The organism is Streptomyces sp. NPDC058872, assembly GCF_042743065.1.
Classification (GTDB): domain Bacteria; phylum Actinomycetota; class Actinomycetes; order Streptomycetales; family Streptomycetaceae; genus Streptomyces.
Window position 1 is genome coordinate 1 of sequence record NZ_JBHYMK010000070.1, and the last position, 16,973, is coordinate 16,973.

Genomic DNA, 16,973 nt, shown 5'->3' on the forward strand with positions numbered 1-16,973 from the left:
CCGGCGGGCGGCGCCCCTTCGCATCCGGCCCGCCCCGTGCACGGGGCGGGCCGGTGCCGGTGCCGGTGCGGTCAGATGGTGGCCGTGTCGATCACGAAGCGGTAGCGGACGTCGCTGTGGACGATCCGCTCGTAGGCCTCGTTGATCTGGTCGGCGCGGATCAGCTCGATCTCGGCGCCCAGGCCGTGCTCGGCGCAGAAGTCGAGCATCTCCTGGGTCTCGGCGATGCCCCCGATCATCGAGCCGGCGAGGGTCTTGCGACCGCCGATGAGCGAGAAGAGGCCGATCTTGACGGGCTCCTCGGGGGCGCCGACGTTCACCAGCGCGCCGTCCGTCTTGACCAGGCCCAGGTAGGCGTTGAAGTCGAGCGGTGCCGAGACCGTGGAGATCACCAGGTCGAAGGTGCCGGCGAGCCGGGTGAAGGTCTGCGGGTCGGAGGTCGCGTGGAAGTGGTCGGCGCCCAGCTTGAGGCCGTCCTCCTGCTTCTTCAGCGACTGGCTGAGGACGGTGACCTCGGCACCGAGCGCACGGGCGATCTTGACGCCCATGTGGCCGAGGCCGCCGAGGCCGACGATCGCGACCTTCTTGCCGGGGCCCGCCTGCCAGTGGGCGAGCGGCGAGTAGAGGGTGATGCCGGCGCAGAGCAGCGGGGCGGCCTCGTCGAGGCCGATGCCCTCCGGGATGCGCAGGGTGTAGTTCTCGTCGACGACGATGTGGGTGGAGTAGCCGCCGTAGGTCGGCTCGCCGTTCTTGTCGATCGCGTTGTACGTGCCGGTGCCTCCGGTGACGCAGTACTGCTCCAGGCCGCGCTGGCAGTAGGTGCACTCGCGGCAGGAGTCCACGAAGCAGCCGACGCCGACGCGGTCGCCGACCTGGAACTTCGTCACGCCGGGGCCGACCTCGGCGACGATTCCGGCGATCTCGTGGCCGGGGACCATCGGGAAGATGCCCTCGCCCCAGCCGTTGGTGGCCTGGTGGATGTCGGAGTGGCAGATGCCGGCGTACTTGATCTCGATCAGGACGTCGTGCGCGCCGACGGGCCGGCGCGGCACGGTGGTGCGCTCCAGCGGGGCGTTGGCGGCGGGTGCGGCGTAGGCGGGGACGGTGGTCACGTTCGTGGTCATGTCGGCAAGCCTGCCGGAGCACTGTGGATCCACCCAGCCACCTGCTCTGCCTATGTCCGGCGTGCCTACCACTGGCAGGGTCAGGATCACGCCTCCGTCCGCGGTGCCGGGCGGCGATAATGGGGCGGTATGGACCTCAGTGCCGAACTCAGTGAATTCCTGCGCTCGCGCCGGGCCCGGCTGAAGCCGCGGGACGTGGGCCTGCCCGAGTTCGGGCGGCACCGGCGGGTGCCGGGCCTGCGCCGGGAGGAGCTGGCGCAGCTGGCCGGGGTTTCGGTGGCGTACTACACCCGCCTCGAACAGGGCCACGGGCAGAACGTGTCGCTGGAGGTCCTCGATGCGATCGCGCGGGCCCTGCGGCTCAGTGACACCGAGCGGGCGCATCTGACGCACCTGGCGAAGCCGACGGTGAAGAAGCGGCAGCGGGCCGCGATCGGCCGTCCGCAGCAGGTGCGGCCGGGGCTCGTGCACCTGATCGACTCGATGGACGCCGTGCCGGCGGTGGTGATGGGCCGTCGTCTCGACGTGCTGGCCTGGAACCGGATGGCGCGGGCGCTGTTCGGTGACTTCGCCGCCTGGGAGCCGCACGAGCGGAACATGGCCCGGCTGGTCTTCCTCGATCCGAACGCGCGCGACCTCTACGTGGACTGGGAGTGCAAGGCGACGGAGGTCGTGAGCGTGCTGCGGCTGTACGCGGGGTGCTATCCGGACGATCAGCAGTTGCTCGCGCTGGTGGGCGAGCTGTCGGTGAAGAGCGAGGAGTTCCGCTCCTTGTGGGCGGCCCACACGGTCACGGACAAGGGGCACGGGACGAAGCGCCTGCGGCATCCGCTGGTCGGTGAGATGACGCTGGCGTACGAGACGCTGAAGGTGTCCGGTTCGGATCCGGACCTGGCGCTGGTGACCTACCACGCGGAGCCGGGGACGCCGTCGGCGGACTCCTTGCGGCTGCTCGCGCAGTGGGGGGTGGACGAGCCCGTGGAGGTGCGGGAGTAGGCGCGGAGGGGGCGGCGGGGCCCCTCCCGGTGGAAGACGTGGAAGACGGCGAAGGCCCCCTCCGGTGGGAGGGGGCCTTCGGTGCGTGGGTGCGGGGTCAGACGGCCGAGCCGGCCTTCCAGTCCGACCAGTTCAGGTTCCAGCCGTTGAGGCCGTTGTCGGGCTTGATCGTCTTGTCGTTGGAGTTCTTGACGATCACGACGTCCCCGATGATCGAGTTGTCGAAGAACCAGGCGGCCGTCTGGTTCGGGTCGCCGGCGCCCTTGACGTCGGCGAGGCCGACGCAGCCGTGGCTGGTGTTCACGCTGCCGAAGATCGACCGCGCGCCCCAGTAGTTGCCGTGGATGAAGGTGCCGGAGGTGGACAGCCGCATGGCGTGCGGCACGTCCTTGATGTCGTACTCGCCCTTGCCGTCGTCGTCGGTGAAGCCGACGGTGGCGCCGTTCATCCGGGTCTCCTTGAACTTCTCGGAGATCACCATCTGCCCGTTGTAGGTGGTGTTCTCCGGGGAGCCGGCGGAGATCGGGATGGTCTTGATCGTCTGGCCGTTCCGCTTGACCGTCATGGTCTTGGCTGCGACGTCGACGGTGGAGACCTGGCTGCGGCCGATCGTGAAGGTGACGGTCTTCTGCTGGACGCCGTAGACGCCGTCCGCGCCCTCGACGCCGTCGAGGTCGAGCTTCAGCGTGACGGTCGAGCCGGCGGTCCAGTAGGCGTCGGGGCGGAAGTCGAGGCGGGTCGAGTTGAACCAGTGCCCGACGACCTCCTGGCCCGAGCTGGAGCTGACCGCGATGCCGCTCTGGACGGCCTTCTTGTCGGTGATCGCCTTGTTGAAGTTGATCGAGACCGGCATGCCGACGCCGACGGTGGAGCCGTCCTCGGGCGTGAAGTTGCCGATGAAGCTGTTCGCCTGGGAGACGGTGGTGAACGAGGAGTTCTCGTGGGCCTCCAGGCCCTCCGCGTCCGTGGCCGCAGCGGCGATCTTGTAGACCGTGGCCCGCTTGAGCGGCTGGGACGGCTTCCAGCTGAGGCCGTCGGCCGCTATCTCGCCCTTGACCTCATCGCCCTCGGCGGAGGTCATGGTGACCTCGGTGAGCTTGCCCTCGGTCACGGTGACCTTGGCGTCGTTGTTGATGGAGGCGTTCTGGGCGCCGTTCTCCGGGGAGATGGTGATCTGCGCCTTCGAGGTCTTCTGGGCAGCCGCCTCGTCGACCTGGGCCTGTGACTGCGGCGTCGGGGATCCGGAGGAGCCGGTGTCCTTGTCCCCGTCGTTGCACGCCGAGAGCACGAGTACGCCGCTGAGCACCGCGGCTGCGGCCGCCAGGCTCCTGCGGCGCTTGCCGACCGTCATCACACGCTTCTCCATCGTCGCCGGTTCCCTGCCAACTTCTTCTAAGAACGCCCATGACACCCCGTCCGGTTCCGTGACCGAAGGGTTTGTGGGGAACGCCACTGCTCTTCGGGGAACACCACGCGCATCCGGGCCCGCGGGCCCGGCAACCGCTTTCCGCGGCTGCCCGGGGCGGGCGGGCCCCGGGACGGCGCCCCGGGGCCCGCGCACGGGTCGGATGCCGGCCCTACGGCCGTTCGTCGTCTTCCTCGGCCCCATCTTCCTCGCCGAGGTCCCACTCCAGTGCATCGGGGTCGTATTCGATCTCTTCGCTGCTCCAGGAGGCCTGGACCATCTCGATCCCGGGGACGTCACGGATCAGGTCGAAGGGTTCGACGAGGTAGGCGAGGGCCTCGGCGCTGTCCTCGCGCGCGGCTTCCCGGGCGTGGACCCGCTCTTCCTCGGGCATGAACTCGTCGCCGTCGATCCGGGCCTCGGCGGCCTCGGTCAGTGCGGCCGGTCCGTCGATCTCCAGGACGACATCGACGCGAAGGCGAACATAGCGTGTGGTTTCCGGTGTGCTCATGGGTCGGAGCGTAGGGTCCGGGGGCTCTCGACTTTCCCGCGACCCGCTGTTTTCCGTAGCATCAGCCCACCTGCCAATTCGCGGTTTCCGCAAGGGGGATCGATATTTCCGTGTCCGCCACCCGACGCCCACTGCTGACCGCCGTCGCCGCGGGGGCGCTGCTGTCCGCCCTGTGGTTCGTACCGTCCGCGAACGCCATCGACCAGCAGGGCGGGGCGGGGGGCGGAGTGACCCGGAACGCTCCTGCCGGGGACGGCGCCGGCCTCGCCGAGACCGGAAACCTGGGCACCACGCCGTACCTGCTCGGCGGGACGGGCTTCCTGGGGGTCGGGGCCGGTTTCGTGGCACTGGCGATGCGACGCCGGGGCCGCGCCTTCTGACACGGGCCTCCCGCACCCGGGGGCCCTGTGACGGGCCTCTCCGGGCACGCGGAAAGGGGCCGGTCCGGGACCGGCCCCTCCGGGCGTGCCTGCCGCCGTTACGTCAGCGGTCCGGTGACCGGCTCGACGGCGGCGACCAGCCGGCCCTCGCGCACGAAGGCGTCGGCGGCGGCCAGGTCGGGGGCGAGGAAGCGGTCCGGGCCCGGGCCCTCGACGCCGGCCGCGCGCAGGGCCGCGATGGCGGCCTGCGAGGCGGGCGCCGGGGTGAGGCCCTTGCGGAGCTCGATGCCGCGGGTGGCGGCGTACATCTCGACCGCGATGATCCGGTTGAGGTTGCCGATCGCGGTGCGCAGCTTGCGGGCGGCGGACCAGCCCATGGAGACGTGGTCCTCCTGCATCGCGGAGGAGGGGATGGAGTCGGCGGAGGCCGGGACGGCGAGCCGCTTCATCTCGCTGACCAGGGCGGCCTGCGTGTACTGGGCGATCATCAGGCCCGAGTCGACGCCGGCGTCGTCGGCGAGGAAGGGCGGGAGGCCGTGCGAGCGGTTCTTGTCGAGGAGCCGGTCGGTGCGGCGCTCGGCGATGGAGCCGAGGTCGGCGGCGGCGATCGCGAGGAAGTCGAGGACGTAGGCGACGGGGGCGCCGTGGAAGTTGCCGTTGGAGCGGACCTGGCCGTCGGGGAGCACCACCGGGTTGTCGACGGCGGCGGCCAACTCCCGCTCGGCGACGAGCCGGGCGTGGGCCATGGTGTCGCGGCCGGCACCGGCGACCTGGGGGGCGCAGCGGACCGAGTAGGCGTCCTGGACGCGGGGGGCTTCGCCGGCCTGGAAGTGGCCGGTGAGACCGGAGCCCTTGAGCACCGCGAGCATGTTGGCGGCGGAGGCTGCCTGGCCGGGGTGGGGGCGGATGGCGTGCAGCTCGGGTTCGAGGACCTTCTCGGTGCCGAGGAGGGCTTCCAGGGAGAGCGCGGCGGTGACGTCGGCCGACTTGTAGAGGGTGTCGAGGTCGGCGAGGGCCATGATCAGCATGCCGAGCATGCCGTCGGTGCCGTTGAGGAGGGCGAGGCCCTCCTTCTCCTTGAGCTCGACGGGCTGGATGCCGGCGGCGGCGAGCAGCTCGCCGGCGGGCTTCACGGTCCCGTCCGGGCCCTCGGCGTCGCCCTCGCCCATCAGCGCGAGGGCGCAGTGGGAGAGCGGGGCGAGGTCGCCGGAGCAGCCGAGGGAGCCGTACTCGTGCACGACGGGGGTGATGCCGGCGTTGAGGACGTCGGCCATGGTCTGCGCGACCTCGGGGCGGACGCCGGTGTGGCCGGAGGCGACGGTCTTCAGCCGGAGGAACATCAGGGCACGCACGACCTCGCGCTCGACGCGGGGACCCATGCCGGCGGCGTGCGAGCGAACGATGTTGCGCTGCAGCTGGGCGCGCAGCTCGTGGCCGATGTGCCGGGTGGCGAGCGCACCGAAGCCGGTGGAGACCCCGTAGACGGGCTCGGGCTTGGCGGCGAGGGCGTCGACGATCTCCCGGGAGTCCGCCAGGGCCTGCACGGCTTCGGCCGACAGCTCGATGCGGGCCCCGTGACGGGCGACGGCGATGACGTCCTGCGCGGTGGTGCCGGACGTGCCGAGGACGACGGTGTGCATATCCATATTCAGCAGCCTACGGACTGAAGAGCAACCTGTCACTAGCCGCCCGCCGGACGGCCCCTTACACCGCCGCCGGCCCGCTCCTGCCGTCGGCCCCGCCCGGACACCGGAGCAGGAGGACGGTCACGTCCAACGACGTCGTTCCGACCGCTCGCCCACGACATCCACTGCCGCTCCTCACACCGGTCGCGCCCCGCGGCACCGGGTCTCGGCGTGGCCCCCGCGGGCCTCGCCGCCCACTCCGCGCGGACGGCCGTACGGGGCTGCCGCGCGCGGGACCTCGCGAACCCTGACGACCGCCACGGCCCGCTCGTCCCGTGGCGCGCCTTCCCCGCGTTCCTGCGCATCACGGTCCTGGGCCCCGTGACCACGATCCAGGTTGTGCGCGACGGTGCCCGCCCCCGAATCTTCGGCCAATCCTTGACGCTGTGTGAGTGTCCACGGTTCAATCCGTCGGTTCGTTGCGATCTTTGAGACACGAACTGCGGGGGGGCAGAGACGTGCAGATTGACAGACGTTCCGACAGACGGCGCTACGGGCGGGGGAGTTTACGGACCGGAGGGGCCGTCGTGGCGCTGACGGCGGCCTCCGTCCTTCTCGGGGTGGTTCCGGCCGGTTCCGCCCTGGCTGCGGAGAAGGACGCATCCGCCGGACCGACCGCGACGACCTCGACACCGGACGCGGACCGGGCGCTGAAGGCGGCCGGGGCCTCCGGACACCGGGTGGAGGTGACGAGCGAACGCTCGGAGCGGACCACCGTGTTCGCCAACCCCGACGGCTTCACGTTCACCCTGGAGGAGTCCGCCGTCCCCGTGCGCGTGGCCGCCCCGGGTGGCGGCTGGCGCACGCCGGACGCGACGCTGGTACGGCGGTCCGACGGATCGATCGGTCCGAAGGCCGCCGCGGCCGAGATGTCGTTCTCGCGCGGCGGCGACGAGGACGCGCTGGTCTCGATCGCGGAGTCCGGGCGTTCGCTGGCCCTCCAATGGCCCGGGAGGCTGCCCGCCCCCCGCCTCGACGGCGCGAGCGCGGTCTACCCGGACGTGCTGCCCGACGTGGACCTGAAGGTCACGGCGACGGTGGAGAGCTTCCAGCACGTCCTCGTCGTCAAGACGCCCGAGGCGGCGGCGGATCCGAAGCTCAGGACCCTGACGTTCGGCCTGCGGACCCAGGGCCTCTCCGTCCGCAAGGGCGCGTCCGGCGCGCTGGCCGCCGTGGACGGCGACGGCCGCACGGTGTTCAAGGCACCGCCCGCCCAGATGTGGGACTCGGCGGGCAGGGGCACGGCCGGGCGTTCGGGCACGGCCGGGCGTCCTGCCCCGGCGCCGGGGAAGGGTGCTGTCGGGAACCCGGCGGCCGTCCCGTCGGCGTCCCCCGCACCCGGCACCTCCGCCGACACCGCGGAGTCCGCCCCCTCCGGCACCGGGCTCGCGCCCGGGCAAGGCGACCGGGTCAGGCGGATGGGCGTGAAGCTCGGCAAGGGCTCGCTCTCCGTCGTGCCGGACGCGGCGATGCTGTCGAAGACCCCGAACGCCGCCTTCCCGCTCTTCATCGACCCGACGGTGACCTGGGGCGAGTCGGAGCGGACGCTGCTGCGCAGCGACGGCTACGAGTCGTACGGCTGGGGCAACGGCTCGGAGAACCGCGGCATGGGCGCGGGCAAGTGCGGCTCCTGGAACGGGTACTACTGCGGCCCCGGATACGTACAGCGGCTGTACTTCGAGTTCTCGCCGGCCAGCCTCAAGGGCAAGAACGTCCTGGACGCCACGTTCCGGGTGACCGAGCCGTGGGCGTTCCAGTGCGCCCCGCGCACGGTCGACCTGGTCCGCACCGACAACATCTCCTCCTCCACCACCTGGTCCTCGCGGCCCAAGGAACTGGACTGGATGGTCGACCGGAGCGTGTCGGCGGGCCGCGGTTCGCTCTGTGACCCGGACTCGCCGGACGCGCCGATCGAGTTCCACGACAACCCGGCCGAGCCGAACGAGAACCTCACCCCGACGGTGAAGTCGTTCGCGGCGGGCAAGTTCTCCCGTCTGACGCTGGAGATCCGCGCGCACGACGAGTCGGACACCTCCGCCTGGAAGCGGTTCAGGAACGACGCCGTCCTCGCCGTGAAGTTCGTGGCGCTGCCCGCACTGCCCACCGGCGTGGGCGTGGTCAGCGGCAACGGCACGGTCTGTCCGTCGAACTCCAACGACCCGGCCGTCATCAGCGACCCGACGCCCGCCGTCAACGGCCGGCCGCAGACCGCGGCGGGCGGTGAGTCCGGCGCCAACCTGAGGATCCGCTGGCGTACGCAGAAATGGGACGGCGCCGCGTGGGTGACCGCGCACACCGATGTCGACGGCCCGAGCAGCGGATACACCGGTGACAACGTCAACCAGACGAAGAGCCTGCCGACCCTGGCCGAGGGGGTGAAGTACCGGCTCCTGGCGCTGACCATGTCGTACTACGAGGACGGCTCCAACCGGCTGAACACCGGTTACACCAAGCCCTGCTACTTCACCATCGACACCACGGCGCCGAAGGCACCCGAGATCACCCTGGGGACGCCGTACTCCGAGTGCCTGCCGAACGCGTGCGTCGCCGCAGGCGGCCCGGGCGTGTCGTTGCTGGCCGCCTTTACGCCCGCCACCGGCGACGACAACGTCACCGACTTCCAGTACCGCAGCACGGAGCAGGCCTCCTGGACCAACACCTGCACCCCCGGGGTCGCCTGCGCCTTCAAGGCCACGGTGACGCCGAACAGCTCCGGCACGCACCGGCTGTACGTGCGGGCCGTCGACTCGCTCGGCCGCCCCGGAGCCCAGCAGGTCGTCGACTACCTCGTCGCCGCGGGTGAGGGCCCCGTGGGTCGGTGGCACTTCGGCGAGGCCACCGGTGCCGCCGTCGACTCCGGCGCCGACACCACCCGGCAGGACGCCACCCTCGCGGGCACGGCGGTCCGGGACGACCGGGGCCGCCGCGGGGTGCTGACCACCGACGCCGACGGCGTCCCGCTGCCCGCCCCGGTCACCGACCGCGGTCTGCTGCTGAACGGCGGCGGTCACGCCGCCACCTCCGGCCCGGTCCTGGAGACCCGCTCCGGCTACTCGTTCTCCACCTGGGTCCGGCTGGACAGCAAGGACACCACCGGTGTCGTCCTCTCCCAGGACGGCTCGAAGTACAGCCCCTTCGTGGTCACCTACGAGAAGCCCTACGACACCTGGTACTTCGGGGTGAAGGAGAAGGACGAGGTCACGGCCGACGCGTACTGGGGCCGCAAGGCCGTCACCCCGGCGCGGATCGGTGTGTGGACGCACCTCGCCGGCACGTACGACCCGGCGGTCAAGACGCTCCGGCTGTTCGTCAACGGCAAGCTGGAGGCGGTCAACACCAACGTGGTCGGCTCCTGGTCGGCGACCGGCCCGATGCAGTTCGGCCGCTACAAGTACAACGGCCAGTACGCTCTGCCGTTCCAGGGCAGCATCGACGAGGTCGCGGTCTGGCAGCGGGTCCTGTCCGCGCAGGAGATCGCCGACGAGGCGAAGCTGCTGACCTCACAGGCTTCCGCGGGCGCCGAACTCGTCGCCGACTGGAACGCGTCCGACGCGACCGGCTCCACCGTCCCCAACTCGGTCGCCGGCTACGGTCCCGCACTGACCCTGTCCGGCGGCGCGACCGTCGAGGGCGGCGAGATCGTCCTCGACGGCCTCGACGACGCGGCCACGGCCGCCGGGCCGGTCCTGGACGACGTGGGTTCGTTCACGGCGACGTCGACCGTACGGCTGGACGGCGCGCAGCTGCTGGCCAAGCCCGTCGGCCACACCGGCCAGGTCTTCGGCCAGCGGTCGGCGAGCGGGTCGGCCTGGGGCTTCTGGTTCCAGCTGACCGGCAAGGAGACCGCCATCGACCCGGAGACCCTGGAGGAGCGGACCACCCCCGTCGGGAAGTGGCACTTCGGGCGGCTCAACGCCGACGGCACCTTCTCCTCGGTCGTCTCCGACGAGGTCGCCAGCGTGGACGACCTGGTCCGGCTGACCGGCGTGTACGACGCGCAGGACGGCACCATCAGCCTCTACCTGGGCCACAACCAGAACGGCGGGGCCAAGGCGTTCACCTCGCAGATCGGTTCCGGCGACTTCGCCCTCGGCAAGGGCTTCACCTCCGGTGCGTGGGGCCATCACCTGCCCGCGCGCATCGCCGAAGTGCGGCTCTGGGCCGGGGCGATGGCCGGTCCGGACCAGATCGAGGCCACCGTCGGCGACTGACCGGCGGTTGAGGGGCGGGGGCCTGCCGGTGAGGAGGCCTCCCGCCCCTTTCGTACCCACGCGCCGAGCACACCCGCGCGTGTCGTTCCACAACTCGTTTCCGATGCTTTCTCTCAGGTTCTTCCGGGGGTGGATCCACAGATGTTGACAGACATGGGCAGATTCGACAGGGGGGGCGGTGGGGGCGGTCGTCGCACCCGGACCCTCGCGGCCGCGCTGGCACTGGCGCTGGCCGTACCGGTCGGCTGGACACCGGTCGCCCAGGCGGCGGGACCCGGGGGCCTCGGCCGTCCCGACGTGCCCGAGCAGCGGGTCAGCAAGGTCAGGGAGATCACGGGCGACGGGGCGGAGAAGGCCCGTGAGCTGGTCGCCCGGGAGCGGAAGGCCAACGACGGCCAGGCCGCGAAGGCCGCCCGGGAACAGCGGGCCGCCTGGCCCGCGCGTGGTTCCGCGGAGCTGTCGCTCACGGCGGGCAGGACGGGCAGCGCGGAGCCGGGCGGGCTGCCGGTGACGCTGACCCCGGAGCCGGGCAAGGCCGGCTGGGCGCCCGGCACCGACGCGCGGGTGACCGTCCTCGACCAGCAGGCGACCCGAAGGGCGGGAGTCACCGGTGTCCTGCTGACCGCCGAGGCCGACACCGCCGGCACCGCGAAGGTCACCGTCGACTACGGCTCCTTCGCCTCCGCCGTGGGCGGCGGCTGGTCCGGGCGGTTGCGCCTGGTGACCCTGCCCGCGTGTGCGCTGACGACCCCGGCGAAGGCCGAGTGCCGGACGCAGACCCCGGTGACGTCGCACAACGACCGGTCCGCCCAAACCGTCTCGGCCGATCTCGCGCTCGCCGAGGCCACGGACGGCCCGTCCACCCAACTGCTGACCGCCACGACCGCCGACTCCGGCGCGACCGTGTTCGCGCTCACCGCGGGCGGTGTCGGCAGCGGCGAGGCCGCGAACGGCTCGGGCGACTTCACGGCGACCCCGCTCGCCGCGTCGTCCTCCTGGGACGCCGGCTCCGGTTCGGGCTCCTTCACCTGGAACTACGGCTTCACCCTGCCGCCGGCAGCGGCCGGCCCGGCGCCCTCCCTCGCGCTCTCCTACGACTCCGGTTCGGTCGACGGCCGCACCGCGACCTCGAACAACCAGGGCAGCGCCGTCGGCGAGGGCTTCTCGCTCGGCGAGTCCTACATCGAGCGGAGCTACGGCAGTTGTGACGACGACGGGCACAAGGACGTCTACGACCGCTGCTGGAAGTACGACAACGCCCGGCTCGTCCTCAACGGCAGGTCCGACCGGCTGGTCAAGGACAGGACCAGCGGCGCATGGCACCTGGAGGGCGACGACGCCTCCACCGTGACCCGCCACACCGGCGCCGACAACGGCGACGACAACGGCGAGTACTGGACCGTCGTCACCGGCGAGGGCACCACCTACACCTTCGGCAGGAACAAGCTCGACGGTGCCTCCACCGAGCGCACCAACAGCACCTGGACCGTCCCCGTCTTCGGTGACGACACGGGCGAGCCGGGCTACGACAAGGGCTCCACGTTCGCGGACCGGGCGCTGACCCAGGCCTGGCGCTGGAACGTGGACCTCGTCGAGGACCCCTCCGGGAACGCCGCCACCTACTGGTACACGGCCGAGTCGAACTACTACGAGAAGAACAAGGCCACCAAGGCCAGCACCCCGTACGTCCGGGGCGGCTACCTCACCGAGGTCAAGTACGGCCTGCGCAAGGGCGCCCTGTTCACCGACACCGCCGACGCCAAGGTGACCTTCGGCCACGCCGAGCGGTGCACGGTGGCCGACTGCAGCTCGCTGACCGAAGCCACCTCCGACAACTGGCCGGACGTCCCCTTCGACGCGATCTGCTCCAAGGACGACACCGACTGCAAGTCCGGCGGTCCGTCGTTCTTCTCCCGCAAGCGCACCACGAGCGTCAACACCTTCTCCTGGAACGCCACCACGAAGGCCTACGATCCGGTCGACTCCTGGGCCCTGAACCAGAAGTACCTGGACGGCGGCGACATCGGCGACAGCTCCGACCACGTGCTCGCGCTCCAGTCGATCGTGCGCACCGCCAAGGCGGGCACCGCGATCGAGCTGAAGCCGGTCTCCTTCACGTACCACATGCGGCCCAACCGGGTGGACGGCACGGACGACATCCTGCCGCTGTCCCGGCCCCGGATCTCCACCATCACCTCCGAGACCGGTGCCATCACCACCGTGTCCCTGTCCGCGCCCGAGTGCGTGCGCGGCGAGGTCCTCGGAGCCGCCCCCGACACCAACACCCGCAGCTGCTACCCGCAGTTCTGGAACATCAACGGGGCGGAGGACGCCTCGATCGACTGGTTCCACAAGTACCGGGTGCTGGCCGTCACCGTCTCGGACCCGACCGGCCAGAACGACACCGTCGAGAACTCCTACGAGTACGGCGGCGCCGCCTGGCACCACAGCGACGATCCCTTCACCCCGAAGAACGAGCGGACCTGGTCCGACTGGCGCGGCTACCGTCAGGTCACCGCGTACGGCGGCGCCCTGAACACCACCCGCTCCAAGACCGTCTCGCTGTTCTTCCAGGGCATGGACGGCGACAAGAAGAAGGACGGCACCTCCAAGTCCGTCAGCCTCGCCCCGCTCTCCGCGCCCGCGCTCGGCGTGGCCTCCGTCGCCGACACGGACGCCTTCCGGGGCAAGCTGCGGCAGAAGGTCACGTACGACGGAGCCACCGCCATCGGCGCCGAGGTCCACAAGCCGTGGCTGAAGGAGACCGCCCGCCAGGACGTCCCCGACGCCGCCGACCACGTCGCCCGCTTCGTGCGCGTCGCGGAGTCCACCAGCTACACCCTGCTCACCGCGTCGAACACCTGGCGCGCCCACACCACCGTCACCGCCTACGACGCGTTCGGCATGCCGTACCAGGTCGAGGACCGGGGCGACGACGCCAAGAGCGGCGACGAGACCTGCGAGTACACCTGGTACGCCCGGAACACCGCCACCGGGCTCGTCTCGCTGGCCTCCCGCACCCGGACCGTCGGCCGGCCCTGCGCGGTCGCGGACGCCGACCTCGACCTGCCCGCCGACGACACGCGCCGCGGTGACGTGCTCTCCGACACCGCCACCGCCTACGACGGTGCCGCCTGGTCGGCCACGATGAAGCCCACCAAGGGCCTGGCGACCTGGACCGGACGGGCCAAGGGCTACGGGACGGACGACAAGCCCGTCTGGCAGACGCTCTCCGCCACCGGCTACGACGCCCTCGGCCGCCCGATCAGCCTCGCGGACGCCCACGGCAAGGCCACCACGACCGCCTACACCCCGGCCGACCAGGGCCCGCTGGCGAAGACGATCACCACGGACCCCAAGGGGTTCAAGTCGGTGACCTTCCTCGACACGCGGCGCGGCCAGCCGGTGCGCAGCTACGACGCGAACCTGAAGAAGACCGAGACCGCGTACGACGCCCTCGGCCGGCTCACCGACGTCTGGCTGCCCAACCGCAACCGGGGCGGCGGCTACTCGCCCAGCCAGAAGTACGCCTACGGCATGTCCAACACGAAGCAGTCGTGGGTCTCCACGGCGAAGCTGAAGAAGGACGGCACCACCTACAACACCTCGTACACGATCTACGACGCGCTGCTGCGCCCGCTGCAGGTCCAGGCACCGACCCCGGACGGCGGCCGGCTCCTGACCGACACCCGCTACGACACCCGCGGTCTCGCCTACGAGTCGTACGATGAGATCTTCGACACCACCTCCCCCCCGAACGGCACCTACGCGCGGGCCGAGTACGGTGAGGCGCCCAAGCAGACCGAGACCGTCTTCGACGGTGCCGGCCGGGCCACGACCAGCACCCTGCTGGTGTACGGCGTGAAGAAGTGGTCGACGTCCACCGCGTACACCGGTGACTCGACCGCCACCACCGCCGCCGAGGGCGGCACCGCGACCCGGACGATCACCGACGGCCGCGGCCGCGCCGTGGAGACCCGGGAGTACGCGGGTCCGCTGCCGACCGACACCCAGTACGGCGGCGCCCTCGGCGTCACCTACGCCTCCACCCGATTCGGCTACACCCTGGACGGCAAGCAGTCCTCGGTGACCGGTCCGGACGGCGCCCAGTGGACCTATACCCACGACCTGTTCGGGCGTGAGCGCGTGGTCGGCGACCCCGACAAGGGCTCCTCGACCACGTACTACGACGCGCTCGACCGGCCGACCAAGGTCACCGACCCCCGTGGCACGGTCATCACGGGCTACGACGAGCTCGGCCGCGTCACCGGCACCTGGACCGGCTCGGTCACCGACGCCAACCAGCTCACCGGATACACCTACGACACCGTCCTCAAGGGCCAGCGGGCCAGTGCCACCCGCTACGTCGGCGGCAAGGCCGGCCAGGCGTACACGCGGTCGGTGACCGCCTACGACACCATGTCCCGGCCCACCGCCTCGACCCTGACGCTGCCCGCGACCGATCCGCTGGTGACCGCCGGGGTGCCCACGACCCTCTCGTACAGCAGCTACTACAACATCGACGGCTCGCTGCAGAACACCACCGAGCCCGCGCTCGGCGGACTGGCCTCGGAGACCGTCTCCTACGGGTACGACGACCTCGGTCTCGTCACCTCGATCACCGGCTCCACCGGCTACCTCCTCGGCGTCGACTACTCGGCCCTCGGCCGGGCCCAGCAGCTGACCCTGGGCACGGCGAACACCGAGGCCGTGAAGAAGACCTACGTCACGAACACCTACGAGGAGGGCACCGGCCGGCTGACGCGCTCGCACGTCACCGACCAGACCCACCCGTACATGCTCCAAGACCTCAACTACACCTTCGACCTGTCCGGCAACGTCACCTCGATCACCGACCCGACGCTGCTCGGCGGTGGCGGCAAGGCCGAGACCCAGTGCTTCAGCTACGACGGTCACCGGCGGCTCACCGAGGCCTGGACCCCGGCCTCGCAGAAGTGCTCGGACCCGCGCAGCGCGACGTCCCTGTCCGGCCCGGCACCGTACTGGGACTCGTACACGTACAACACCGCGGGCCAGCGCACCTCCGTCACCTCGCACAAGAGCACCGGCAACACGAAGACGACGTACTGCTGGACCGCCCGCAAGCACACCCTGAACGGCACCAGCACCAGCGGCAACTGCGCCGCGCCCGACCGCTCCTACGTCTACGACAGCACGGGCAACACCACCAAGCGTCCCGGCGCCACCGGCGCCCAGGACCTGAAGTGGTCGGAGGCCGGCCAGCTCACCAAGCTGACCGAGGGCGCCCAGGCCACGGAGTACCTCTACGACGCCGACGGCACCCTGCTCGTCCGTGCCACCACCGGCGGCGAGCGGATCCTGTACGCCGGTGCCACCGAGGTGCACCTGCGGGCCGACGGAACCACCTGGGCCCAGCGCTCGTACGCCTCCGGCAGCATGAACGTCGCCGTCCGCACCAACCGGTCGGGCGCCCAGAAGGTGTCCTACCTGGCCGGTGACCACCACGGCACGCAGAGCCTGGCCGTCGGCTCGGACAGCACGCAGACGTTCACCAAGCGCTACACCGGTGTCTTCGGCGAGAGCCGCGGCACCGTCACCGGCGCCGCCTGGCCGGACGACAAGGGCTTCCTCGGGAAGACCACCGATGCCACCACCGGTCTGACGCACGTCGGCGCCCGGCAGTACGACCCGTCCATCGGGCAGTTCATCAGCGCCGACCCCCAGCTGACCCTGGACCAGGCCCAGTCGCTCAACGGGTACGCCTACGCCAACAACAACCCGGTCACCCAGGCCGACCCGACCGGCGAGAAGGTGCCCGAGTGCGACAACCCGAGCAAGTACGGGATCACCTGCAAGGGCGGCATCCCGGTGTCCAGCGGCGGCGGCGGCGCTCCCTGCCCCAGCCTGACCAACCCGCAGTGCCCTGAGTACCAGGGCGGCGGCGGTGGCGGCGGCGGTGGCGGCGGTGGCGGCGGTGGCGGCGGTGGCGGTGGTGGCGGCGGTGGCTGCGACGCCGCCTGCCAGCGCGCGCTGAACCACATCGCCAAGAAGTGGAAGGGCGGCCTCTACCAGGCGCTCGGTGTCGACCTGAAGAAGTACGTCCAGGTCCTCACCCACGAGACCACCCCGTGCGTCGAGGGCGCCATGGTCTCCTCCGGGGTCGCGGCGGGCTGTGCCGACATCGCCGGCATCGGCTCCACCGACACCTGGAACGACCTGCTCAACGAGTGGCTGAACGGCAAGGGGGGCAACCGGGCCTTCGGGGTCGGCAGCTTCATGACCCAGCAGCTCGCCGCGAACAAGCACAGCCTCAACATCATCAACCAGCTCAAGGGCCAGATCGAGGCGGCCGACTACGACATCGACCCGGCCACACTCGGCGGCAGGTCCTCGTACAAGGACGGCAAGCACTGGAGCAACGTCTACGACGACATCACCGGAATGCTGACCAACGGGGCGAAGGGATCGGGGGTTCCCGAGGCCTTCATGGGCTCCTACGATCAGATCCACCAGGTCATCAACGTCAACAAGCGCGAACGCTCCTTCACGGTCGCCTTCGCCGCCTACAACGAGACCGGTACGGAATCCCTGACGCACCTCTTCCCGGACATCGGGCAGGGCAAGCAGATGGGCACCCTGCACCAGACCTACTACTGGACGATCACGGTCGGTCCGTGAC

Annotated in this window: 8 protein-coding genes; 4 read left to right on the forward strand and 4 right to left on the reverse strand. The window is 71.0% G+C overall.

The annotated features are described in order from the left end of the window. Positions 1 to 71: 71 nt before the first annotated feature. Complete coding sequence (locus tag ACFW22_RS31125) at positions 72 to 1,124, reverse strand: NAD(P)-dependent alcohol dehydrogenase (RefSeq protein ID WP_386411065.1); 1,053 nt, start codon at positions 1,122 to 1,124, stop codon at positions 72 to 74. Between the two features lie 129 nt (positions 1,125 to 1,253). On the opposite strand from ACFW22_RS31125, the gene ACFW22_RS31130 reads away from it, so the two are divergent. Further along, a complete protein-coding gene (locus ACFW22_RS31130; RefSeq protein ID WP_386411068.1) occupies positions 1,254 to 2,120 on the forward strand; it encodes a helix-turn-helix domain-containing protein in 867 nt (288 codons plus the stop codon). Between the two features lie 97 nt (positions 2,121 to 2,217). Here ACFW22_RS31130 and ACFW22_RS31135 read toward each other — a convergent pair whose 3' ends face one another. Together ACFW22_RS31135 and ACFW22_RS31140 are read right to left on the reverse strand one after the other, a co-directional pair. Next, positions 2,218 to 3,486: an Ig-like domain-containing protein gene (locus tag ACFW22_RS31135; RefSeq protein WP_386411071.1), complete on the reverse strand. Its 1,269-nt coding sequence runs from the start codon at positions 3,484 to 3,486 to the stop codon at positions 2,218 to 2,220. 211 nt (positions 3,487 to 3,697) lie between these two features. Then, complete coding sequence (locus ACFW22_RS31140; RefSeq protein WP_386411074.1) at positions 3,698 to 4,036, reverse strand: hypothetical protein; 339 nt, start codon at positions 4,034 to 4,036, stop codon at positions 3,698 to 3,700. Between the two features lie 110 nt (positions 4,037 to 4,146). Here ACFW22_RS31140 and ACFW22_RS31145 point away from each other — a divergent pair, with 110 nt between their 5' ends. Next, the gene (locus ACFW22_RS31145; RefSeq protein WP_386411077.1) at positions 4,147 to 4,416 is read left to right on the forward strand and encodes a hypothetical protein; all 270 of its coding nucleotides are present in this window, start codon (positions 4,147 to 4,149) and stop codon (positions 4,414 to 4,416) included. A gap of 98 nt (positions 4,417 to 4,514) precedes the next feature. On the opposite strand, the gene hutH is transcribed toward ACFW22_RS31145, so the two are convergent. Further along, a complete protein-coding gene (gene hutH, locus ACFW22_RS31150) occupies positions 4,515 to 6,056 on the reverse strand; it encodes a histidine ammonia-lyase (RefSeq protein ID WP_386411132.1) in 1,542 nt (513 codons plus the stop codon). Between the two features lie 572 nt (positions 6,057 to 6,628). Here hutH and ACFW22_RS31155 point away from each other — a divergent pair. Next, on the forward strand, positions 6,629 to 10,312 hold the full coding sequence (locus ACFW22_RS31155; RefSeq protein WP_386411080.1) for a LamG-like jellyroll fold domain-containing protein: 3,684 nt from the start codon (positions 6,629 to 6,631) through the stop codon (positions 10,310 to 10,312). Between the two features lie 153 nt (positions 10,313 to 10,465). Next, entirely contained in the window at positions 10,466 to 16,972 is a 6,507-nt protein-coding gene (locus tag ACFW22_RS31160; RefSeq protein ID WP_386411084.1) for an RHS repeat domain-containing protein, read from the forward strand. Position 16,973 lies beyond the last annotated feature (1 nt).

Bases quoted from the DNA above. Each gene is read 5' to 3' on its own strand.
- ACFW22_RS31125 (WP_386411065.1), bottom strand. From the start codon at position 1,124: ATGACCACGAACGTGACCACCGTCCCCGCCTACGCCGCACCCGCCGCC.
- ACFW22_RS31130 (WP_386411068.1), top strand. From the start codon at position 1,254: ATGGACCTCAGTGCCGAACTCAGTGAATTCCTGCGCTCGCGCCGGGCC.
- ACFW22_RS31135 (WP_386411071.1), bottom strand. From the start codon at position 3,486: ATGGAGAAGCGTGTGATGACGGTCGGCAAGCGCCGCAGGAGCCTGGCG.
- ACFW22_RS31140 (WP_386411074.1), bottom strand. From the start codon at position 4,036: ATGAGCACACCGGAAACCACACGCTATGTTCGCCTTCGCGTCGATGTC.
- hutH (WP_386411132.1), bottom strand. From the start codon at position 6,056: ATGCACACCGTCGTCCTCGGCACGTCCGGCACCACCGCGCAGGACGTC.
- ACFW22_RS31160 (WP_386411084.1), top strand. From the start codon at position 10,466: ATGGGCAGATTCGACAGGGGGGGCGGTGGGGGCGGTCGTCGCACCCGG.